This window comes from uncultured Porphyromonas sp. (assembly GCF_938039215.1).
Classification (GTDB): domain Bacteria; phylum Bacteroidota; class Bacteroidia; order Bacteroidales; family Porphyromonadaceae; genus Porphyromonas.
This window is the reverse complement of sequence record NZ_CALHVI010000013.1, coordinates 1-16,301: the sequence shown is the minus strand read 5'-3', so window position 1 is coordinate 16,301 and position 16,301 is coordinate 1. Positions and strand designations below refer to the sequence as shown.

The following is a 16,301-nucleotide window of genomic DNA, read 5'->3' as shown; positions in this document are numbered from 1 at the left end:
AGGGTGAATATGAGTTTAGTTTGCGGGAGTATCGGGCTGAGCCGTGCGCACCCGGGTGTAGTGTCTGTTGATGATCGGTAGAGCGATGATAGCGCAGAGCCCCACGAAGGTGATCCAGAGGGTCTGGGCTGTATGCACGATGAAGGCGACATCCTTAGCAGGCTGCGCCGCCATCCCAAAGGTAGTAAAGGTAATGATCACTGCCGCATGCCATGCGCCCATGCCTGCTTGTACGGGCACGATGACGGACATGCTACTCATGGCGAAAGCGATGCAAACCACCGACAAGGGTAGATCTCGTGTGCTCTCGCAGGCAAAGAGCGCAAAGTAAAAGTAGCAGAAGTAGCCGACCCAAATGAGGAGAGTCAAGAGGAGGAAGCGACCTCGGTGAGGCATTCGCTGGATGCTCAGCATCCCTCGACCTATATGCAGGAAGAACTGCACGAGCCTCGTGGAGCGACGAGAGCGCAAGAGCCAAATGAAGATCCCGAGCCCCATGAGCCCAGTCAGCACAAGCAGTGGGAACCAAGGCGAATGGAGGAAGCTCTGGAGCGAGGCCATCAGCTCTGGATGACTCTCGACATACCCGATGAAGAACTCTGTAGAGGAGAGGATGATCACTAGGAGGATCAGCCCCAGCATCAGTATATCCGTCAAGCGATCGACGATGAGCGTACCGAAGAGACCTGCGAAGGGGAGATCCTCACGGCGCTCCATCTCGATACAGCGCCAGACTTCCCCCGAGCGAGGGATCCCCATATTGACCGTATAGGAGCCTAGGACGGTGCAAATCGCATTGATCCGACGAGGAGGAGCTCCGTCTGTGACGATCGGGCGAACGAGGAGCTCCCAGCGGAGTCCCCGGAAGAGATTGCTCATCAGCCCGAAGAGGAGACTGAAGATGAGGATCGGATAGTTCACTCCCGTACGGAGCGTGTGGATCAGCTCATTCCAGTCGGTATCACGATAGAGTCCATAGAAGCCCAGCCCGCCTAAGAGTAAGGGGATGACGATCCAGAGGATGGACTTCAGCGTAGGATTGATCTTCATTCGATAGGCACTCGTCTTGTCGGTCATCGCCCCGATGACGGGGTGGTGCTGTGCGCGTGCTTTCTTAGCTACTATAAGAAAATGTACTACTTTAGTCTTAGCAAATGTAATAAGTTTTTAGTTATCAGCCATGCAGCAAGTTAAAGCGAAGAAAGCTCTAGGCCAACATTTTCTCACCGATCTCTCCATCGCCGAGCGTATCGCCGATAGCATCGCCTCGCACAGCACCCTACCCGTGCTGGAGATCGGCCCTGGGATGGGGGTACTGACGCAGTTCCTCCTAGAGAAGGGCTACGACACGCACGTCATCGAGATCGACACCGAGTCGGTAGCCTATCTACGAGCTCACTTCCCCGCCCTCGAGGGACGCATCATCGAGGGGGACTTCCTGAAGATCCCCATCGAAGACTACTTCCCTGGGGATGCACCCTTCTGCCTCATCGGGAACTACCCATACAATATCTCCTCACAGATCTTCTTCCGCATGCTCGACTATCGGGAGCGTATCCCCTGCTGTGCGGGCATGCTCCAGCGAGAAGTGGCCCAGCGTCTAGCTTCGCCCCCAGGGAACAAGGACTACGGCATCCTCAGTGTCCTGCTACAAGCTTGGTACGATGTCGAATACCTCTTCACCGTCGATGAGCATGTCTTCAACCCGCCCCCCAAGGTCAAGAGCGGTGTGATCCGCCTCATCCGCAACGAGCGCACCGACCTCGGATGCTCCGAAGTGCTCTTCAAGCAGGTCGTCAAGACGGGCTTCAACCAGCGGCGCAAGACCCTGCGCAATTCGCTCAAGCCTCTATTCGGAGCGGACTACACGGGCTACACGGCGGAGATCTTCTCCAAGCGTCCCGAGCAGCTCGGTGTCGAGCAGTTCGTCACGCTGACGCGCTTACTCGAGGAGCATCAGCGCAAGGCTTAGTCCCTCGAAACGTCTCTGACACAAATCCCCGATACAAGTCACGGGCTCAGATGAAGATCATCTGAGCCCGTATTCTTTCTACCAAAGCGAGATCAAGAGCGATGTGTCAGTTCTTCTCTCTAAGGGAAAAAACATACCCTGTCGAGGGAAGAACTCACCCCTTCGGAGTGGAGTCCACCGAAGGGGCAAAAAGAAACCTACTGTGGGTCGCCTCGACGACCTACGGTAGGTCGGTCGACCGACCCACTATAGGTTTTAATTGCGACCTACCGTAGGGTCCTTTTTGGTGGTCTCCTAGAGCCCTCTACCGACGGGTAGAACTAACGGAAATCATCTACCCAAGGCGTAGCTCCAGATACAGCAAGTCCTCCCCCCAAGCATCATGATGCTTGGGGGGAGGACTTCTTATGTGTGGTATTACCGAGCGTCGGTAGCTGAGCGGACTACTTCGTCAGCTCGACACGTTCAGCCGAAGGAGGAGGGGTAGCTACTCCCCAGCTCTTATTGGGTCGGGGGCCCATGGTGAAGACGAGCTTCCCACCAGCAGCAAGTTCGCTGTGACGCAGCCAAGGACGATCAAGGGGCTTCCCATTGAGCGTAGCCTTCTGGATGTACTTGTTCTCCGACGAAGCACCTTCTGCCTCGATGACGAAGGTACGGCCAGAGGCTAGGCGAAGGGTCATCTTAGAGAAGAAGGGCGTACCGATGTTGTAGATAGGCATCCCTGGGGTCACTGGATAGATCCCCATCATCGAGAAGACGACGAAAGCACTCATACCGCCACCGTCTTCATCACCGGGCATCCCCATGAGATCACTGCGGAACCATGTGTCGATAAGCTTACGCACCAGTCGCTGTGTACGCCAAGGTGCCCCTGCGTAATTATAGAGGTAAGGGATATGGAGGCTGGGCTCATTGGACATAGCGAACTGCCCTACGTTGCCCGTCTGGTCAGGGAGCTGACTGTAGAATTCCCACTTCGACTTACTCAGCGGAGTGCGTAGCGTCTCGTCCAGAAGAGAGATGAAGCGTTCACGCCCGCCCATCAGATAGATGAGATCCGCAGGATTGTGCTGTACATCCCAGCGGTAGGTATAAGCATTATTCTCATCATAGTAGTCACGTGCTCCGAGACCTCCAGAGAGCTCGTAGTCGAAGGGCTCGATGAAGCGGCCACGGCGATCCTTGGGGTGGAAGAAGCCCTTATCGTAGTTGAAGAGCTTGCGGTAGTCATAAGAGCGACGTAGATAGTCTGCATGCTCCCCGTCGTGACCAGAGAACTTCGCCAGCTGCGACAGACACCAATAGTCATAGGCAGCACCTAGGCTCACCGCCACACTCTGGCGCTTCTCCCAGAGCGTCACCTCGGGCACATATTCCCGCTCCCCAGGGCGAAGTGCAGGGAAGTAGCCCTTCTCATCCATAAACTTAGAGAGCTCGCCTTTCTTACGGCGCGTCCATGGCAGGTAGGACTTCTCAGCGAGGGTCTTCTTCGAAGCTTGATAGGCAGCGCTGAGGCTGAAGCCCGTAACCCCCTTGACATAGGCATCGGCGAAGGTAGCGATGGTATGCGTCCCGTTCATGCGGTGAGTATCGCCCGTGACCTCGGGGAAGGTGGGGAGCCAACCCTCGGGGCTCTGCTCTGCCATACGGAGATAGCTGGTGAGCATCTGCTGCTCCTTGACGGGGTCGAGGAGGATACGTAGTGGGTGCGTCGCACGGTAGGTATCCCACAGCCAGTCATCGGTGTAGAAGGGCACACCTTCGTCCTCATGCACCTTCTTGTCAAAGCCACTCCAGTAGCGACCATCTTCCGAGAGGCAGATCATACGCTCATAGGTGCGGTAGAGCGAGGTATAGAAGACTCGACGCTCTTCGGGGGTCCCGCCCTCCAGCTGGATCTTGTCAAGAGCCTTGGACCACTCGTTGCGTCCGTACTTAGCGACAAGACCAAGTTCAAAGGACTGGATCTCCTGCTCGACATTGCGCCGAGCCTGCTCGACACTGATGTACGAGACCCCGTAGCGCAGTGAGACGGTCTTCTTGGGGAAGGAGAGACTGAGGGTCTCTCCACGCACTACACCCGTCATCGGATAGATATGCCCCGTCTTGGGATCACGTAGTCCACGCTCCGTAGGCTCTACATCCGTCTCTGCATAGACATAGACACGGGTGGAGTCCTCGAGCTGCTGGTAGCCAAAGACAGCCTTACCCGACGCTACCAGTTCGCCATCCTTTGTAGAGAAGACGAGGTGTCGTCCTCCTTCACTCCCTTCATAGTCGAAGCGATAGATCGCACTCCTATACGAAGGGGCATACTCAACCTTGACTTCGGGCTCGACGAGGTAGGTCTCATAGAGGTAAGGGCGCACTCGCTCGCTATCGTAGCTGTAGTTCGTCACCTGAGGGACGACATCCGTGATCTCTCGTCGTGGGCTGATGCTGAAGGCCGAGACCCCTCGGTGGGAAGTCAACAAGACGGGCAGGCCTGCGATCTGCTCGCTAGCGAAGTCCGTGCGCTGAGGATGCACGCGCATCATCCCATTGGGAAGATGGATCGTGGGATAGGTAGGCACCAAGAGGTGGCTAATGTTCCCCATGTAGGGATCGACACAGTCAATCGGGTCGAGCTTGGAGGTATTGCGTATCCCCGCCGCCGAGCAACCGAAGAGGAGACCACCCAGGATCAGTGTGGCAAATAGAAGTCGAGTCTTATAAAGCATGATTGGAGTACTTATATACAACCAAAGATAGCGAAAAAGCCCCATCTATCAGCTGGATAGATGGGGCTTTGTCAGAAGAAAAGGGTGTACGTCTCAGGCTTACTTCTTGAGCTCGACATCTACACGGCGAGCCAGACCCTTGAGATCCGTAGTGCGATCTACACCACCAGCAGTACTGATCAGTCTGTCGGGGCTGATCCCGCAAGCCACGAGGTAGTCTAGGACTGCCTGACTACGCTGACGCGAGAGGAGCTCATTGCGCAGAGCATTACCCTCTGGGGAAGCATAGCCCGTGAGGTAGAGCTTCATCTCGGGGTCGGCGGACATCACTCGGTAGACTTCGTTGAGCGTCAGGCGTGCTTCGGGTAGGAGCGAACTCTTGCCGACAGCGAAGAAGACTTGGCGCTTGAAGTAAGATACCGTCTTGATGACCTCTACCGTCGAGACAGGAGCAGGGGTAGCAGCGTTCACTAGAGGCTGAGCGGGAATAGCAGGTGTAGGCGCTACGGCTGGCGTAGCTGCGGGGACCTGCTGGATGATCACCTGAGGCTGCTGAGCCTGCTTCGGCTGAGCCTCACGTAGGGCGATGAGCTCCTGCTGGAGGACACGTAGTAGAGAGTCGCTGCTCGAAGCGGGAGCCTCTTGAGCCAGAGGCTGTGCGAGCTGCGCAGGAGCTGTCCGACTAGAGCTCTGCGAGCGCTTCTCCTGAGCACTGGGGATGACCAGTGGATCACGACCAGTAGCACGCTGCTGGAGCATGAGGAGGATCAGTTGCTCGAGGCGATCCAGACGAGCGTCATTGGTCTGAGGAGCAGGGGCTGAAGGCATCACCGTCTGCGGGTGCAGCGAGAGATAGTTCACAGACCCTGACTGAGGCATCTGAGCTGGCTGAGGAGCCTGCACGAAAGGCTGAGCAGGAGGGACAGCACCAAGCCCCAGTGCATTGAGCAAGAGCTGGAGCTTGAGGACATGAAGGTCTGAGGCGGAGAGGCCGACAGCCGTCTGAGACCGCTGAGGGGCCTCTGCGGCTAGGCGAGCTTCAGCGACGGCACGTACCGCACGCAGGAGTTCGTCCTGCGAGAGGGTGATGAGCGTGTCAGCTGAAGAGAGCTCCGAGCCTCGTGCCTGCCCTGTGCTCTGAGCCGAAGCTACAGAGCCAAGGGTAAGCATGGAGAGAGCTAGCAGAAACGACTTCATAGATCGTCCTAGCATTAGAAGTGGAAGCTATAGCCAACGGCAATCTGATGATTGCGGACGAGACCACGAGCTGTATAGTCGGCGAAGAGGCGACCACCCAGCACCTTACCCAGCGTCGTACCGATGACGAAGTTGGGGAGGAAGCGGCTTTCGGTAGCCGTGCTGTTGAAGCCAAGCCCTACACCGAGGTAAGGAGCGATAGCCCCGTCAAAGAACGAAGGTAGGTTGTAGATGAGGTTGGCATTGACACCGAAGCCGAGCTTGTCACCGAGCAGACCTACATAGGCATCTGGGACGAGGTCGAAGTTGGTATTACGGAGCTGGAGGTAAGCACGAGCGCCTACATTAAGCTGCGTGTCATCCCCGAAGTTTGGCCCGACGAAGAGAGAAGCGCGATTGAAGAAGAAGATATCCTCTGCCTTCTTGACCTTCACTTCCTGAGCATAGATCGTGCCGTTTTTTTTGCGATCAGCTACGACGATACGATCACGGCTATCACGAAGGAGTTCTTCGGTAGCAGTGAAGCGATCGTTAGAGGAGCTCTTCACTTCCTTCTGCACGGGTGCAGCCTGCTGGAGAGCGAGATTGTCGAGACGATCGATGACCTGATCCATACGCTTGATCAGAGCGATATTGGCATCTACCTTAGCAGGGTCAGCAGAAGCGACCTGTGGCTGAGCCTGCTGGCTAGGACAAGCCTGTGGCTGCTGGTGGTAGTAAGGATGGAGCTGCTGCATAGGCATCTGAGCGTAGGGGCTACGATAGAGCGCATTGAGCAGGAGGATCTTGTCTAGATCGGAGAAGCTGCTGCCTGAGAATTCAGGAGCAGAGACAGGCGCAGCCTTCGTGCGCTTGAGGTCGCTGACGACCTGATCCACGAGGAGATCGAACTGAGCCTTCGTGAGGGTCACCGAGCGCTGGTCGGGTGCTACGTAGGCAGGAGCGACATAGGCAGGCTGAGGCTGGATAGCGAGCTGCGTCGTCTGATTCTCTACGTCAGAGATACGGCTGTTGACTTCGCTCTTCTCCTGAAGGACGCGGGTCACAGTGACCGTGTCTCTACGGGAGACAGCTTCAGCGAGCTCAGCATTGAGCTTCTTGATACGGCTGTCGTACTGAGCACGCAGAGCGTTGAGCTCCTCGAGGTTCGCCTCTTGCAGACGAGCCACTTCGCTCTGCGTCTGTGCATCGCTGTAGCTCTGGTAGAGGGCACGACCATCACGGCTAGAGCGGCCGAAGTTGAAGCGTACACCTGCCTGATAGAAGGTGCTGACCTTCACATCAGCGGGATCCGTCACCTTGGTGATGTCAGGATTAGCACGCTCGGTGAGCATAGCGTTGATGCTCCCATGCAGGGCTACGTACTTGTGGAGGGGGATCTCAAGACCACCACCACCGAAGAGGAAGAGGCCACTCTTAGGTTCAGCCCCTGCGATCGTGGGGACGAACTTCTTGGTGACTTCGAGATACCCAGCGCCAAGGTTGAGGTAAGGAGTGAGGCCAAGGGGCATGTTCAGACGTGCTAGGAAGTTCCCCCCATACATACGGAGTTCGTTGTTGAGGTTCAGGTCCAGCGTACCTGGCTTCTTCGTAGCTGCGTAGTAGAAACCACGGAGACCGAAGATGGAGGAGAAGTCTACTCCTGCCGATCCCCCGACGAACCACTGATCTTCCAGACCCGTAGCCTGTGCGAAGTCAGCATAAGCCACTCCAGGCTCGAGGACGAACTTCAGCCCACGGAAGCCACCCGTATAGAGGTTACGGTAAGCACGTGAGACGGCATCAGTAGGGCGGTAGGTACTCCCCCCGAAATAAATATCAAGTGAAGCCTGTCCCGTCCAGTTGTGCAGCTGCTTGCCTGCGCTAGCGGGCTCAGCGAGATAGCGGTTGTTCTGATTGACGTTGAAGATCAGATCCTTCCCTTCAAACGAGAGCGAGACACGGCGACCGAGGTTGAACTTCAGCCCCAGACCACCTGCTCCGTAGATCTGCTCTTCCTTGTAGTCGGTGGGCAGACCTGCTGCGCTCTTACCCGTGTAGGCGAACTTCATCACACCACCACCAGCAGTGAGGTAAGGAGTGAGGAAGGCGTTCGACCAGAGGTTGAGCTTCAGCTCACCCCCGTAGCGGGTAATATCGACATTAGATTCCTCAAGCTTGTCCGCCCAGTCCTGGAGCCACTTTGGGTTTTCCTTGGACTGAAGCTTGCCCTTGAGGTCAAAGCTACGCTCATAGAGCCCACGGACCTCAAAGAGAGGACCGAAGCCGAAGCCTGCACGGACACCCCAGTAGGGAGCATCGCCAAGGTTGAGCTTCTTATCCCAGTGCGTGTAGCCAGCAACAGGAGCTACGGTGAAGCTCACATCCTGAACCTGAGCCAGAGCCTGGCTGCCAATCCCAGTGAGGAGCGCCGCAGAAAGGACTAATGATAGTTTCTTCATATTCTATTTGTTTAGCGGATTATACATCGAGAAGCTCGCCGAAGCAAGCTGATGGAGTCTACAAAGGGCCTAAGGTAGAACCCTTCTCGCTGTGATATTATTATTTGGCCTTAAGTGAGATCAGCAGGTACAAGGGCAACCTTTGCCCTAAGAAACCACTTCTCTCGTGTAAAAATCTACAACAAAGATATAAAATTTACACCACTCCTCCCTCCCCCTAAACCATACTGATAGAGAATACTCACCCATGGAGAAACGAAGGCTTCCTCCATGGAGAATGCCAGGAAAAGCAAAGACTAGCCCAAAGGCATAAGGCAAGGAAATCCCCTTCTTTTCCCTTCTATTCCTTAAGCAACACACCTTAGATAAAGGAGGCCTAAACTCTCGTTGGATCCAATAAAGGCAAAAGGATAAGCCTTATCTGGGCAAGAGGGCAACTCCCGAAATGCTCCTAAAAGCAACACCCGAGGGGCACTACTGCTACCTCCTCGGGGTCTCCAGTAGTGCCTCTCGGGAGGCAACAGTAGTGCTTGCGGCCCCTTCCTTCTTGCCCTTACACAGGCACAGCTCCCCTACCCAAGCGACAGACCCTCCACAAACGGACACGGGGCAGACCTCCAGATAGGAGATCTGCCCCGTGGGTCTTAGCTAAGCCCGTGTGGGCCCGTGTCTCTAGAAGGTGTACTTGATACCCACCTGAGCTCTCCAGCGAGAGGAGATATCACCATACGTCCAAGGATTAGGCGTGGAGATAGAGAAGGTATCTGAGTTTGCCCCTGAGATAGGAGTGATGCTGCTGTAGTTGATGTAAGGCTCCATACCCCAGCCACGGTTCAGCAGATTGCCTACGTTGATGATGTCGGCATTGAGCTGGAGGGTGTGACGCTTGCCCGATACTTGGAGGAAGAAGTCCTGAGCAAAGTGGAGGTCGAACTTATGAATGAAGGGAGCCATGAGCGCATTGCGAGGGACGATCTTACCCTTGTAAGCTGCGATGTCTGGGTTCTTAGCCAGGAAGTCTTCGTAGCTCATAGCCGAGCGCTTGTCCGTAGTAGCCTTCTCAGGCAGGTAAGCTAGGTCGTTGCGCTCACCATCCCCGTTGAGGTCCGTGTAGGAGAGGATGGAGTAGCGAGGACCTGACTGACCGTTGTAGATCAGACCGATCGTCGTAGCGAAGTGCTTAGCATACTCGACGCGGTAGTTGAGCTGCCCGACGAAGCGGTGACGCATGTCGAAGTTGGAGTAGTAGAGCTCATCCCCGTTGATATCGGTAGAGTAGTTGTACTTCCAGTTCGAAGCAGCCTGCGAAGAAAGCCCGTCGTTAGCGACCTTAGATTCGCCGAAGGTGTAAGCGATCGAAGCATCCAGCCCATGACCAAAGTCCTTGCTCAGGGTAGCGGTGATGTTGTAGCTATACCCCTTGTTGGAGTTGCTCAGCAGAATGAGGTTAGAGTACTTATTCCCTTCCTGACGGGTGTAGACAGGACGTACTTCTCCAGAGGAATAGACGATCTCAGAGGTCTTCTTCAGCCCTAGATCCTGGTAGCGGATATTATTGAGGGTCTTCGTGTACATCCCTTCGAGGGTACCACGGATCCCCCAAGGTAGACGAGCTTCGAAAGCGAGGCTCGAGCGCCAAACCTGTGGGTAAGAGAAGTCGGAGCCAACCATATCGATCTCACTGGATCCTGGTTGTGCGTTGGCTTGGAATCTAGGAGAAGTAGGATCAGCAGCGAAGCGTACGTTGTCGTTCGCATCCTTCTTGAAGCGAGCCGTACGAGCGTACTCGATACCACTGTTGGAGAAGCTATTCGAGATCCATACGAAGGGTACACGTCCGGTGAAGACACCCGTACCCCCACGGAGCATGTAGCGGCCCTGCTCGTCGATAGTATAGCGGAAGCCTAGACGAGGAGAGAAGAGCGGACGCAGAGGAGGTAGGTAGTGATTCTTGACCCCATACTGCTTAGCGATGTCGGAGTTGTTGAAGGCATCGTTGGCCGTAGGACGCTCGATGAAGAAAGGCATATCGACACGCAGACCGTAAGTCAGGCGCAGCTTTGAGTTGACCTTCCAGTCATCCTGCGCATAGAAGCCAAGCTGACCAGCGTGGAAGACAGGAGCCCAGCGATCTACACCCGTGACAGCAGTATTGACTGAAGAGAGGTAGAAGTTTGATGGACCTACTTCCAGAGGGGTACCGATAGCGAGGAAGTCATCGATCCCGTTGCGGATGATGTTCTTACCCTGCGCATCCTTACCGACGACGCGGTCACGGTACTCATAGCTTCCGTAGAGGTTCGCGATAAAGAGATTGCGCATGCGGAAGAACTCGTTGTGCGTCCCGAAGGTCAGGGTATGGTCCCCGAGGTTGAGCATGAGGTTGTTGCTCAGGGAGTAGATGTCCTGATCGAGTTCGTTCGCTGGCGTGTACTGGTCGACACCAGCTTGGATCTGACGGCTGTTCCCGAGGTCGATGGAGACGAAGGGGAAGGGCTTGCCGTTGAAGGAGCGCTTGTCACGGATACCACTGTAGCTCACACGAAGCTCGTTGGAGAGCGTAGAGGTGAGCTTGGAGTTGAGCTCAGCTACGATGGTGTTGGTGACGCTTCTCTTGAAGTAGCCCGTGTTGTAGAACTTGACACGCGTTGGGCTATTGCTGAAGATATAAGGCTTGTCGTCGATGTGGCTGTAGCGCAGCGTCAGACGGTGAGCATCGTTGATGTTCCAGTCCAGACGAAGCAGCCCCTTAAAGGTTTCGCTAGGGATGCTGCGAGAGGTGTACCCACCACCGTCGTAGCCTAGTTCCTTGAGCTTAGCCTCTACCTTTTCAGCTTCTTCCTTGGTGATCTTAGAGTTCTCTTCCCCTGGGATGTAGGTCGAAGGGTTCACCTGCTTGACATACTCACCGTTGGCGAAGAAGAAGAGCTTGTCCTTGACGATAGGACCGCCGAGCGTGAAGCCGACCGTATTCTCATACTGCTTGTCGAGCTTCTTACGCACCTTGACATCCTTACCGGCAGTCGTGCCGTAGAAGTCCTGGTTGTGATAGTAGTCGTAGACCGATCCGTGGAAGGTATTCGTCCCTGACTTGGTGATGGCGTTCATACCGCCACCCGTGAAGCCCGACTGACGGACATCGAAGGGAGCGATGACGACCTGAAGAGCGTCGATAGCTTCGAGCGAGATCGCATTCTTCCCTGAAGCCCCGAGACCGAATACGTCGTTATTCACAGCCCCGTCGATCTGGAAGCTATTGAAGCGACTATTAGCCCCAGCGAAGGAGCCACTCCCGTTGGACTGAGGGGTGAGCTTAGCGATGTCCATGAGGCTACGTGATACGGTAGGGACACGCTCGATATTACGGCGGGAGAAGTTAGACCCAGCGCCCGTCTTCTGAGCGTTGAACTTATTCCCCTTAGAGCCGGTGACGACGACCGAGGTGATCTGCTTGGTATCGTCCTTGAGCTCTACATTGAAAGTCTCAGTTTCGCCCAGAGCCAGCTGGATATTCTCGAGCTTCACGGACTGGTAGCCGATATAGGAGACAGTCAGAGTGTAGGGGCCACCTGGGCGCATACCTACAATGCTGAAGTTCCCCTTGACGTTGGTGACAGCGCCATAGGTAGTCCCCGTAGGCAGGTGCTTGGCGACAACGCTGGCGCCAATGAGAGCCTCTTTAGTAGCGGGGTCCGTGATGGTCCCGTTGATCGCCGATGTAGTCACCTGCGCCCAGAGAGCGGGAGTAGCAAGGACCAGCAAGGCGAAGGTAAAGAGACGAAGTAGATACTTCTTCATACGCTTTGTGTGTGCTTACGGCTACACGAGGTAGCCAAGATGTGAGTGTGAATAGTGGATAATGACATGGAAGACAAAAAAATAAGCGGACGCTCATCGCTCCACCTCGTAAGGTGAAGGACGAGCGTCCGCTATTTTTATGTCGGAGACATCTCTATACGGAGACGAGGATCGACTTATTCAGCTGCAGCTTCTTCCTGAGCTGGAGCTTCTTCGCCTTCTGCAGGAGCTTCAGCAGCAGCCTTAGCCTCAGCTTCGGCAAGCTTCTTAGCAGCTACAGCGGCAGCCTTAGCCTTGTTGGCAGCCTGCTCAGCTTCGAGTGCAGCCTGAGCAGCAGCAGCCTTGCTCTTAGCGAGACCTTCACGGATGTTCCCGAGGAGACCATCCTTCTTAGCCTTCCAAGCGTCGAACTTAGCATCTGCCGTAGCCTGATCGAAGGCACCCTTAGCTACACCACCGAGGAGGTGCTTCTTCAGCAGTACTCCTTCGTGAGAGAGGATGCTACGAGCGGTGTCCGTAGGCTGGGCACCAGTGTTGAGCCAATACAAAGCGCGCTCGAAGTCCAAATCTACTGTGGCAGGATTGGTATTGGGGTTGTAGGTACCAATCTTCTCAATAAACTTGCCATCTCGTGGCGCTCTACTGTCAGCGATAACGATCTTGTAGAAGGCATAAGCCTTGCGACCGTGGCGCTGTAAACGGATTTTAGTTGCCATTAAATCGGTAAAATAATTAGAACCTTCTGCATCGTTGCATTAGTCGGGTGCAAAGATACGCAATAAAAGCTTAACTTCTAGTCTAGTGGATATTCCCTCGGAGAATAGTCTAGCGAAATCGCCCCCTACAGCAGGCCAAAAAGAAACCTACTGTGGGTCGCCTCGGCGACCTACGGTAGGTCGGTTGACCGACCCACAGTAGGTTTTTTCGGCGACCTACCATAGGTCTCTTTTTCACCCCTTGAGACTAATCCGACATCCGCCCCCGATCAGGGGCGAAGACGACTAGCCCACAAACAAGAGAGAAGGCATACGCTCTATCGCTAGAGTGTATGCCTTCTCTCTGTATGGATGGAGGGCTCACGAGCGTTCTCTCTTATCTAAAGGGAGAGCGCTAGGGCTCGCAGACTACTTAGCGGGAGTCTCTGCTGGAGCTTCGCTGGTAGTAGCAGGAGCTGCAGGAGCGGGCTGCCCTTGAGGAGCTGCACCGCCACCGAGGGCAGGCAGAGCCGTAGGAGCAGCACCCTTAGCTGCATTCTGCTCGAGGGTCTGCTGGGTCTTGCTTGCAGCGTCCGTACCCGTCCCGAGGAAGTGAGTAGAGACGATACAGAGCACAGCGACGATGCCGAAGAGCCACCAAGTAGTCTTCTCTAGTACGTCGGTCGTCTTGCGTACCCCCATGATGTTGTTCGTCGAAGCGAAGGGTGAAGCGAGGCCGCCTCCCTTAGACTTCTGTACGATGACGAGCAGCACCAAGGCGATGGACGCTACGAGGATCAGTACCGTAAGTAGGTAAAACATGTCTTATACTAGTTTGTGGATTTATTATGCTCGATTAGGCGCTCCAAGAAGCGTATCTGGTCTGCAAAGAAACGATTTTTCTCTGGATAATTCAAACTCAGTGACCGAATGATCCTCAGCGCCTTATCATAATGTTGCTGCTGAATATAGATCTTCGAGAGGGTCTCTGAGAGCAGCTCTTCGGGGGCAGGCTCTTCGGTCGTCTGGGGCTGGAGAGCAGGCTGAGAAGCGGGCTGTGGCTCTAGGAGCGGATCCAGTCCCTCGCCCACCAGCGAAAGCGCCTCCTCCTCGGCGAAGTAATCCATCGCTTCGCTCGCTCCTTCGAAATGGAGCGCATCTGGGAGATCCTCACCCGAGGAGCGAGCTCCCTCGAGGAAGTGATCGATCAGATCAAACGCATCCTCTCCCGCTTCCTCCTGCGGCAGGGTGGCAAAGGCGGGGCGCTCCCCCTCGACCATCTGGAAGAGTCGCTCCCGATCGGGGAGCAAGACCGAGAGTCGGCGCAGCTCCGAGGGATAGCGGACATCATCGGTCAACGACAGATTATATAGATAGAGGAAGGCAAAGGGAGCGCAGTAAGGATAAGACTCATAGAGCTGTCGGATGGGCTCTAGAGTCTGAGCACTTAGGCGCTTGGGATCGGCCAGATAGCCGTAGAGTTCGTCTCGTGTCATCTACCAGTTCTCCACAGTCGCATTATAGACCTGCTTCAGTAGGTCATCCGTGATCTCTCTCAGGAGATCGTCCTGCACTTGGACGAAGGGCTGACTACGGGGGAAGTCTCGATAAGCCTTGAAGCTCCGATCAAAACTCTCCTTCTCATTGACTCGATTGACGAACTTCACCTGCATGGTCACCGTGAAGAGGGTTCGCTCGGCGAAGTTATCTTGACCGACCGACATCGGAGTCAGATCGTAGCCCGTGATGGTACAGTTGAGCTCGAGGTCACCCGCCTGTGGTACGAGGCTTAGACGTGTACGGCTGATGTAGTAATCCTTGATCTTCTCCGTGAAGGTAGGAGCAAGGGTCGGGTAGACGATGGGTGCCTTGTTGATGACCTCACCGATGGAGATCGTCTTGAGCTGAGTGTAGTCGAGCGCACCTCCATTGGGGCTGTAGCTGATACTACAGCCTGCCCAAGAGAAGACGAAACAGCTCAGGAGCGAGATGAGTACTATATGTAGCTTATTCTTCCAGTCCATATTCCTTGATCTTACGGTAGAGGGTACGTTCGGAGATCTTGAGATCTTCAGCCGCCTTACGACGGCGACCTCCGTGGCGAGCTAGAGCTGCTTGGATCATACTGCGCTCCGCTTCTTCGAGCGAAAGGGGTTGCTCCTCGAAGTCCGACACCTCGCTATGCTCGATGGCGGGGCGGGCTGTAGGATGGAGCTCGACGACCTCCTCCACGGGGGTATAATCAGCGGGGTGAGCGAGGAAGCCTGGGAAGTCCTCCCCGTGGCTAAGCCCCTTGGAGACATGCACCGACTGAGGGTCTACGGCCGTATAGTCTACGTGCTTGGCGGTGGAAGGCACCTTGACATCGCCACGCATGATCCCAGCGACGAGGCCCTTCATCTCAGCCATATCCTTCTTCATATCGAAGAGGACTTGATAGAGGATCTCTCGCTCATTAGCGAACGAAGTAGCCTCTTCGCCAAGGACAGCCTGCTGACGGAGGGCGGGGTGATAATCTATGGTAGGAGCCTTAGGCAAGTAGCGCTCGACGGTCTCTGCCGTCACCGTACGCTCCTCCTCGAGGACGCTGATACGATCGGTCAGATTGCGTAGCTCACGGATATTACCAGGCCAACGGTAAGCCTCTAGGAGCTTCGTCGCCTCGGGGGTCAGACGAAGAGGAGGCATGTGATAGCGCTCTGCACTCAGCGAAGCGAAGAGGCGGAAGAGGAGGGGAATATCCTGCGGACGACTACGCAAGGGGGGCACTTCGATGGGTACCGTATTGAGTCGGAAGAGCAAGTCCTCACGGAAGCGACCTCGTTCGACGGCTTCCTGCAGATTGACATTCGTCGCAGCGACGATGCGCACATCAGTCTTGAGCGCTTGACTAGCACCGACGGGGATAAATTCGCCCGTCTCCAGCACACGCAGCAGACGAGCCTGCGTCGAGAGAGGGAGCTCACCCACCTCATCGAGGAAGATCGTCCCACCCGAAGCCTCTTGGAAGTACCCCTTGCGGTCGGTGATCGCTCCTGTGAAGGAACCCTTGAGATGCCCGAAGAGCTCGGAGTCGATCGTCCCCTCAGGGATCGCCCCGCAGTTCACCGCTATATAAGGGCCGTGCTTGCGGACGCTATTCTGATGGATGATCTTGGGGAAGTTCTCCTTCCCTACCCCACTCTCCCCGATCACGAGCACGGACATATCCGTGGGAGCTACCTGCACGGCGGTGCGGATAGCGTGGTCGAGCAAGGGACTATTTCCGATGATCCCAAAGCGATGCTTGATCTGCTGAATATCTATGCTCATCTATAGTCTGTCATTTTGTCGCACAAAGATACACAAGTTCACTGACTACTGCTTCCCAAGCCCCCTCTTCCCAAGCCTGCTCCAGCGCCCTACTCAAGAGGGGCTCTGACGACCTACGGTAGGTCGCCGAAAAAACCTACTGTGGGTCGCCTCACCGACCTAC

General features: G+C 55.4%; 11 protein-coding genes. 1 reads left to right on the top strand and 10 read right to left on the bottom strand.

What is annotated here, in order from left to right; genetic code table 11:
- Positions 1-15: 15 nt before the first annotated feature.
- Positions 16-1,077, bottom strand: a complete 1,062-nt coding sequence (locus tag Q0336_RS01620) for a lysylphosphatidylglycerol synthase transmembrane domain-containing protein (RefSeq protein ID WP_298524820.1) — start codon at positions 1,075-1,077, stop codon at positions 16-18.
- Positions 1,078-1,180: 103 nt separating this feature from the next.
- Here Q0336_RS01620 and rsmA point away from each other — a divergent pair, with 103 nt between their 5' ends.
- Complete coding sequence (gene rsmA, locus Q0336_RS01615; RefSeq protein WP_298524817.1) at positions 1,181-1,972, top strand: 16S rRNA (adenine(1518)-N(6)/adenine(1519)-N(6))-dimethyltransferase RsmA; 792 nt, start codon at positions 1,181-1,183, stop codon at positions 1,970-1,972.
- A 443-nt stretch (positions 1,973-2,415) separates the two neighbouring features.
- On the opposite strand, the gene Q0336_RS01610 is transcribed toward rsmA, so the two are convergent.
- From Q0336_RS01610 to Q0336_RS01570, 9 genes are all read right to left on the bottom strand, one after another.
- Positions 2,416-4,695 carry a GH92 family glycosyl hydrolase gene (locus Q0336_RS01610; RefSeq protein WP_298524814.1) on the bottom strand — a complete coding sequence of 760 codons (2,280 nt, stop codon included), beginning with the start codon at positions 4,693-4,695 and terminating at the stop codon, positions 2,416-2,418.
- A 99-nt stretch (positions 4,696-4,794) separates the two neighbouring features.
- Positions 4,795-5,892, bottom strand: coding sequence for an OmpA family protein (locus Q0336_RS01605; RefSeq protein ID WP_298524811.1), 1,098 nt, complete (start codon positions 5,890-5,892; stop codon positions 4,795-4,797).
- Positions 5,893-5,906: 14 nt separating this feature from the next.
- Positions 5,907-8,333 (bottom strand): outer membrane beta-barrel protein, encoded by a 2,427-nt coding sequence (locus Q0336_RS01600; RefSeq protein ID WP_298524808.1) that lies wholly within the window; start codon positions 8,331-8,333, stop codon positions 5,907-5,909.
- 672 nt (positions 8,334-9,005) lie between these two features.
- The gene (locus Q0336_RS01595) at positions 9,006-12,131 is read right to left on the bottom strand and encodes a TonB-dependent receptor (RefSeq protein WP_298524805.1); all 3,126 of its coding nucleotides are present in this window, start codon (positions 12,129-12,131) and stop codon (positions 9,006-9,008) included.
- 176 nt (positions 12,132-12,307) lie between these two features.
- On the bottom strand, positions 12,308-12,847 hold the full coding sequence (locus Q0336_RS01590) for a 30S ribosomal protein S16 (protein WP_298524803.1): 540 nt from the start codon (positions 12,845-12,847) through the stop codon (positions 12,308-12,310).
- 408 nt (positions 12,848-13,255) lie between these two features.
- On the bottom strand, positions 13,256-13,648 hold the full coding sequence (gene secG, locus Q0336_RS01585; protein ID WP_298524800.1) for a preprotein translocase subunit SecG: 393 nt from the start codon (positions 13,646-13,648) through the stop codon (positions 13,256-13,258).
- 8 nt (positions 13,649-13,656) lie between these two features.
- Entirely contained in the window at positions 13,657-14,322 is a 666-nt protein-coding gene (locus tag Q0336_RS01580) for a hypothetical protein (RefSeq protein WP_298524797.1), read from the bottom strand.
- Positions 14,323-14,850 carry an LptE family protein gene (locus tag Q0336_RS01575; protein WP_298524794.1) on the bottom strand — a complete coding sequence of 176 codons (528 nt, stop codon included), beginning with the start codon at positions 14,848-14,850 and terminating at the stop codon, positions 14,323-14,325. It lies immediately after the preceding gene.
- Positions 14,834-16,138: a sigma-54 dependent transcriptional regulator gene (locus Q0336_RS01570; RefSeq protein WP_298524790.1), complete on the bottom strand. Its 1,305-nt coding sequence runs from the start codon at positions 16,136-16,138 to the stop codon at positions 14,834-14,836. The genes Q0336_RS01575 and Q0336_RS01570 overlap by 17 nt, the downstream gene beginning before the upstream one ends.
- Positions 16,139-16,301 lie beyond the last annotated feature (163 nt).

Excerpts from the sequence above, each read along its gene's own strand:
- Q0336_RS01580 (WP_298524797.1), bottom strand. The coding sequence starts at position 14,322 with ATGACACGAGACGAACTCTACGGCTATCTGGCCGATCCCAAGCGCCTA.
- Q0336_RS01620 (WP_298524820.1), bottom strand. The coding sequence starts at position 1,077 with ATGACCGACAAGACGAGTGCCTATCGAATGAAGATCAATCCTACGCTG.
- Q0336_RS01590 (WP_298524803.1), bottom strand. The coding sequence starts at position 12,847 with ATGGCAACTAAAATCCGTTTACAGCGCCACGGTCGCAAGGCTTATGCC.
- Q0336_RS01595 (WP_298524805.1), bottom strand. The coding sequence starts at position 12,131 with ATGAAGAAGTATCTACTTCGTCTCTTTACCTTCGCCTTGCTGGTCCTT.
- Q0336_RS01605 (WP_298524811.1), bottom strand. The coding sequence starts at position 5,892 with ATGAAGTCGTTTCTGCTAGCTCTCTCCATGCTTACCCTTGGCTCTGTA.
- Q0336_RS01575 (WP_298524794.1), bottom strand. The coding sequence starts at position 14,850 with ATGGACTGGAAGAATAAGCTACATATAGTACTCATCTCGCTCCTGAGC.
- secG (WP_298524800.1), bottom strand. The coding sequence starts at position 13,648 with ATGTTTTACCTACTTACGGTACTGATCCTCGTAGCGTCCATCGCCTTG.
- Q0336_RS01600 (WP_298524808.1), bottom strand. The coding sequence starts at position 8,333 with ATGAAGAAACTATCATTAGTCCTTTCTGCGGCGCTCCTCACTGGGATT.
- Q0336_RS01610 (WP_298524814.1), bottom strand. The coding sequence starts at position 4,695 with ATGCTTTATAAGACTCGACTTCTATTTGCCACACTGATCCTGGGTGGT.
- rsmA (WP_298524817.1), top strand. The coding sequence starts at position 1,181 with ATGCAGCAAGTTAAAGCGAAGAAAGCTCTAGGCCAACATTTTCTCACC.
- Q0336_RS01570 (WP_298524790.1), bottom strand. The coding sequence starts at position 16,138 with ATGAGCATAGATATTCAGCAGATCAAGCATCGCTTTGGGATCATCGGA.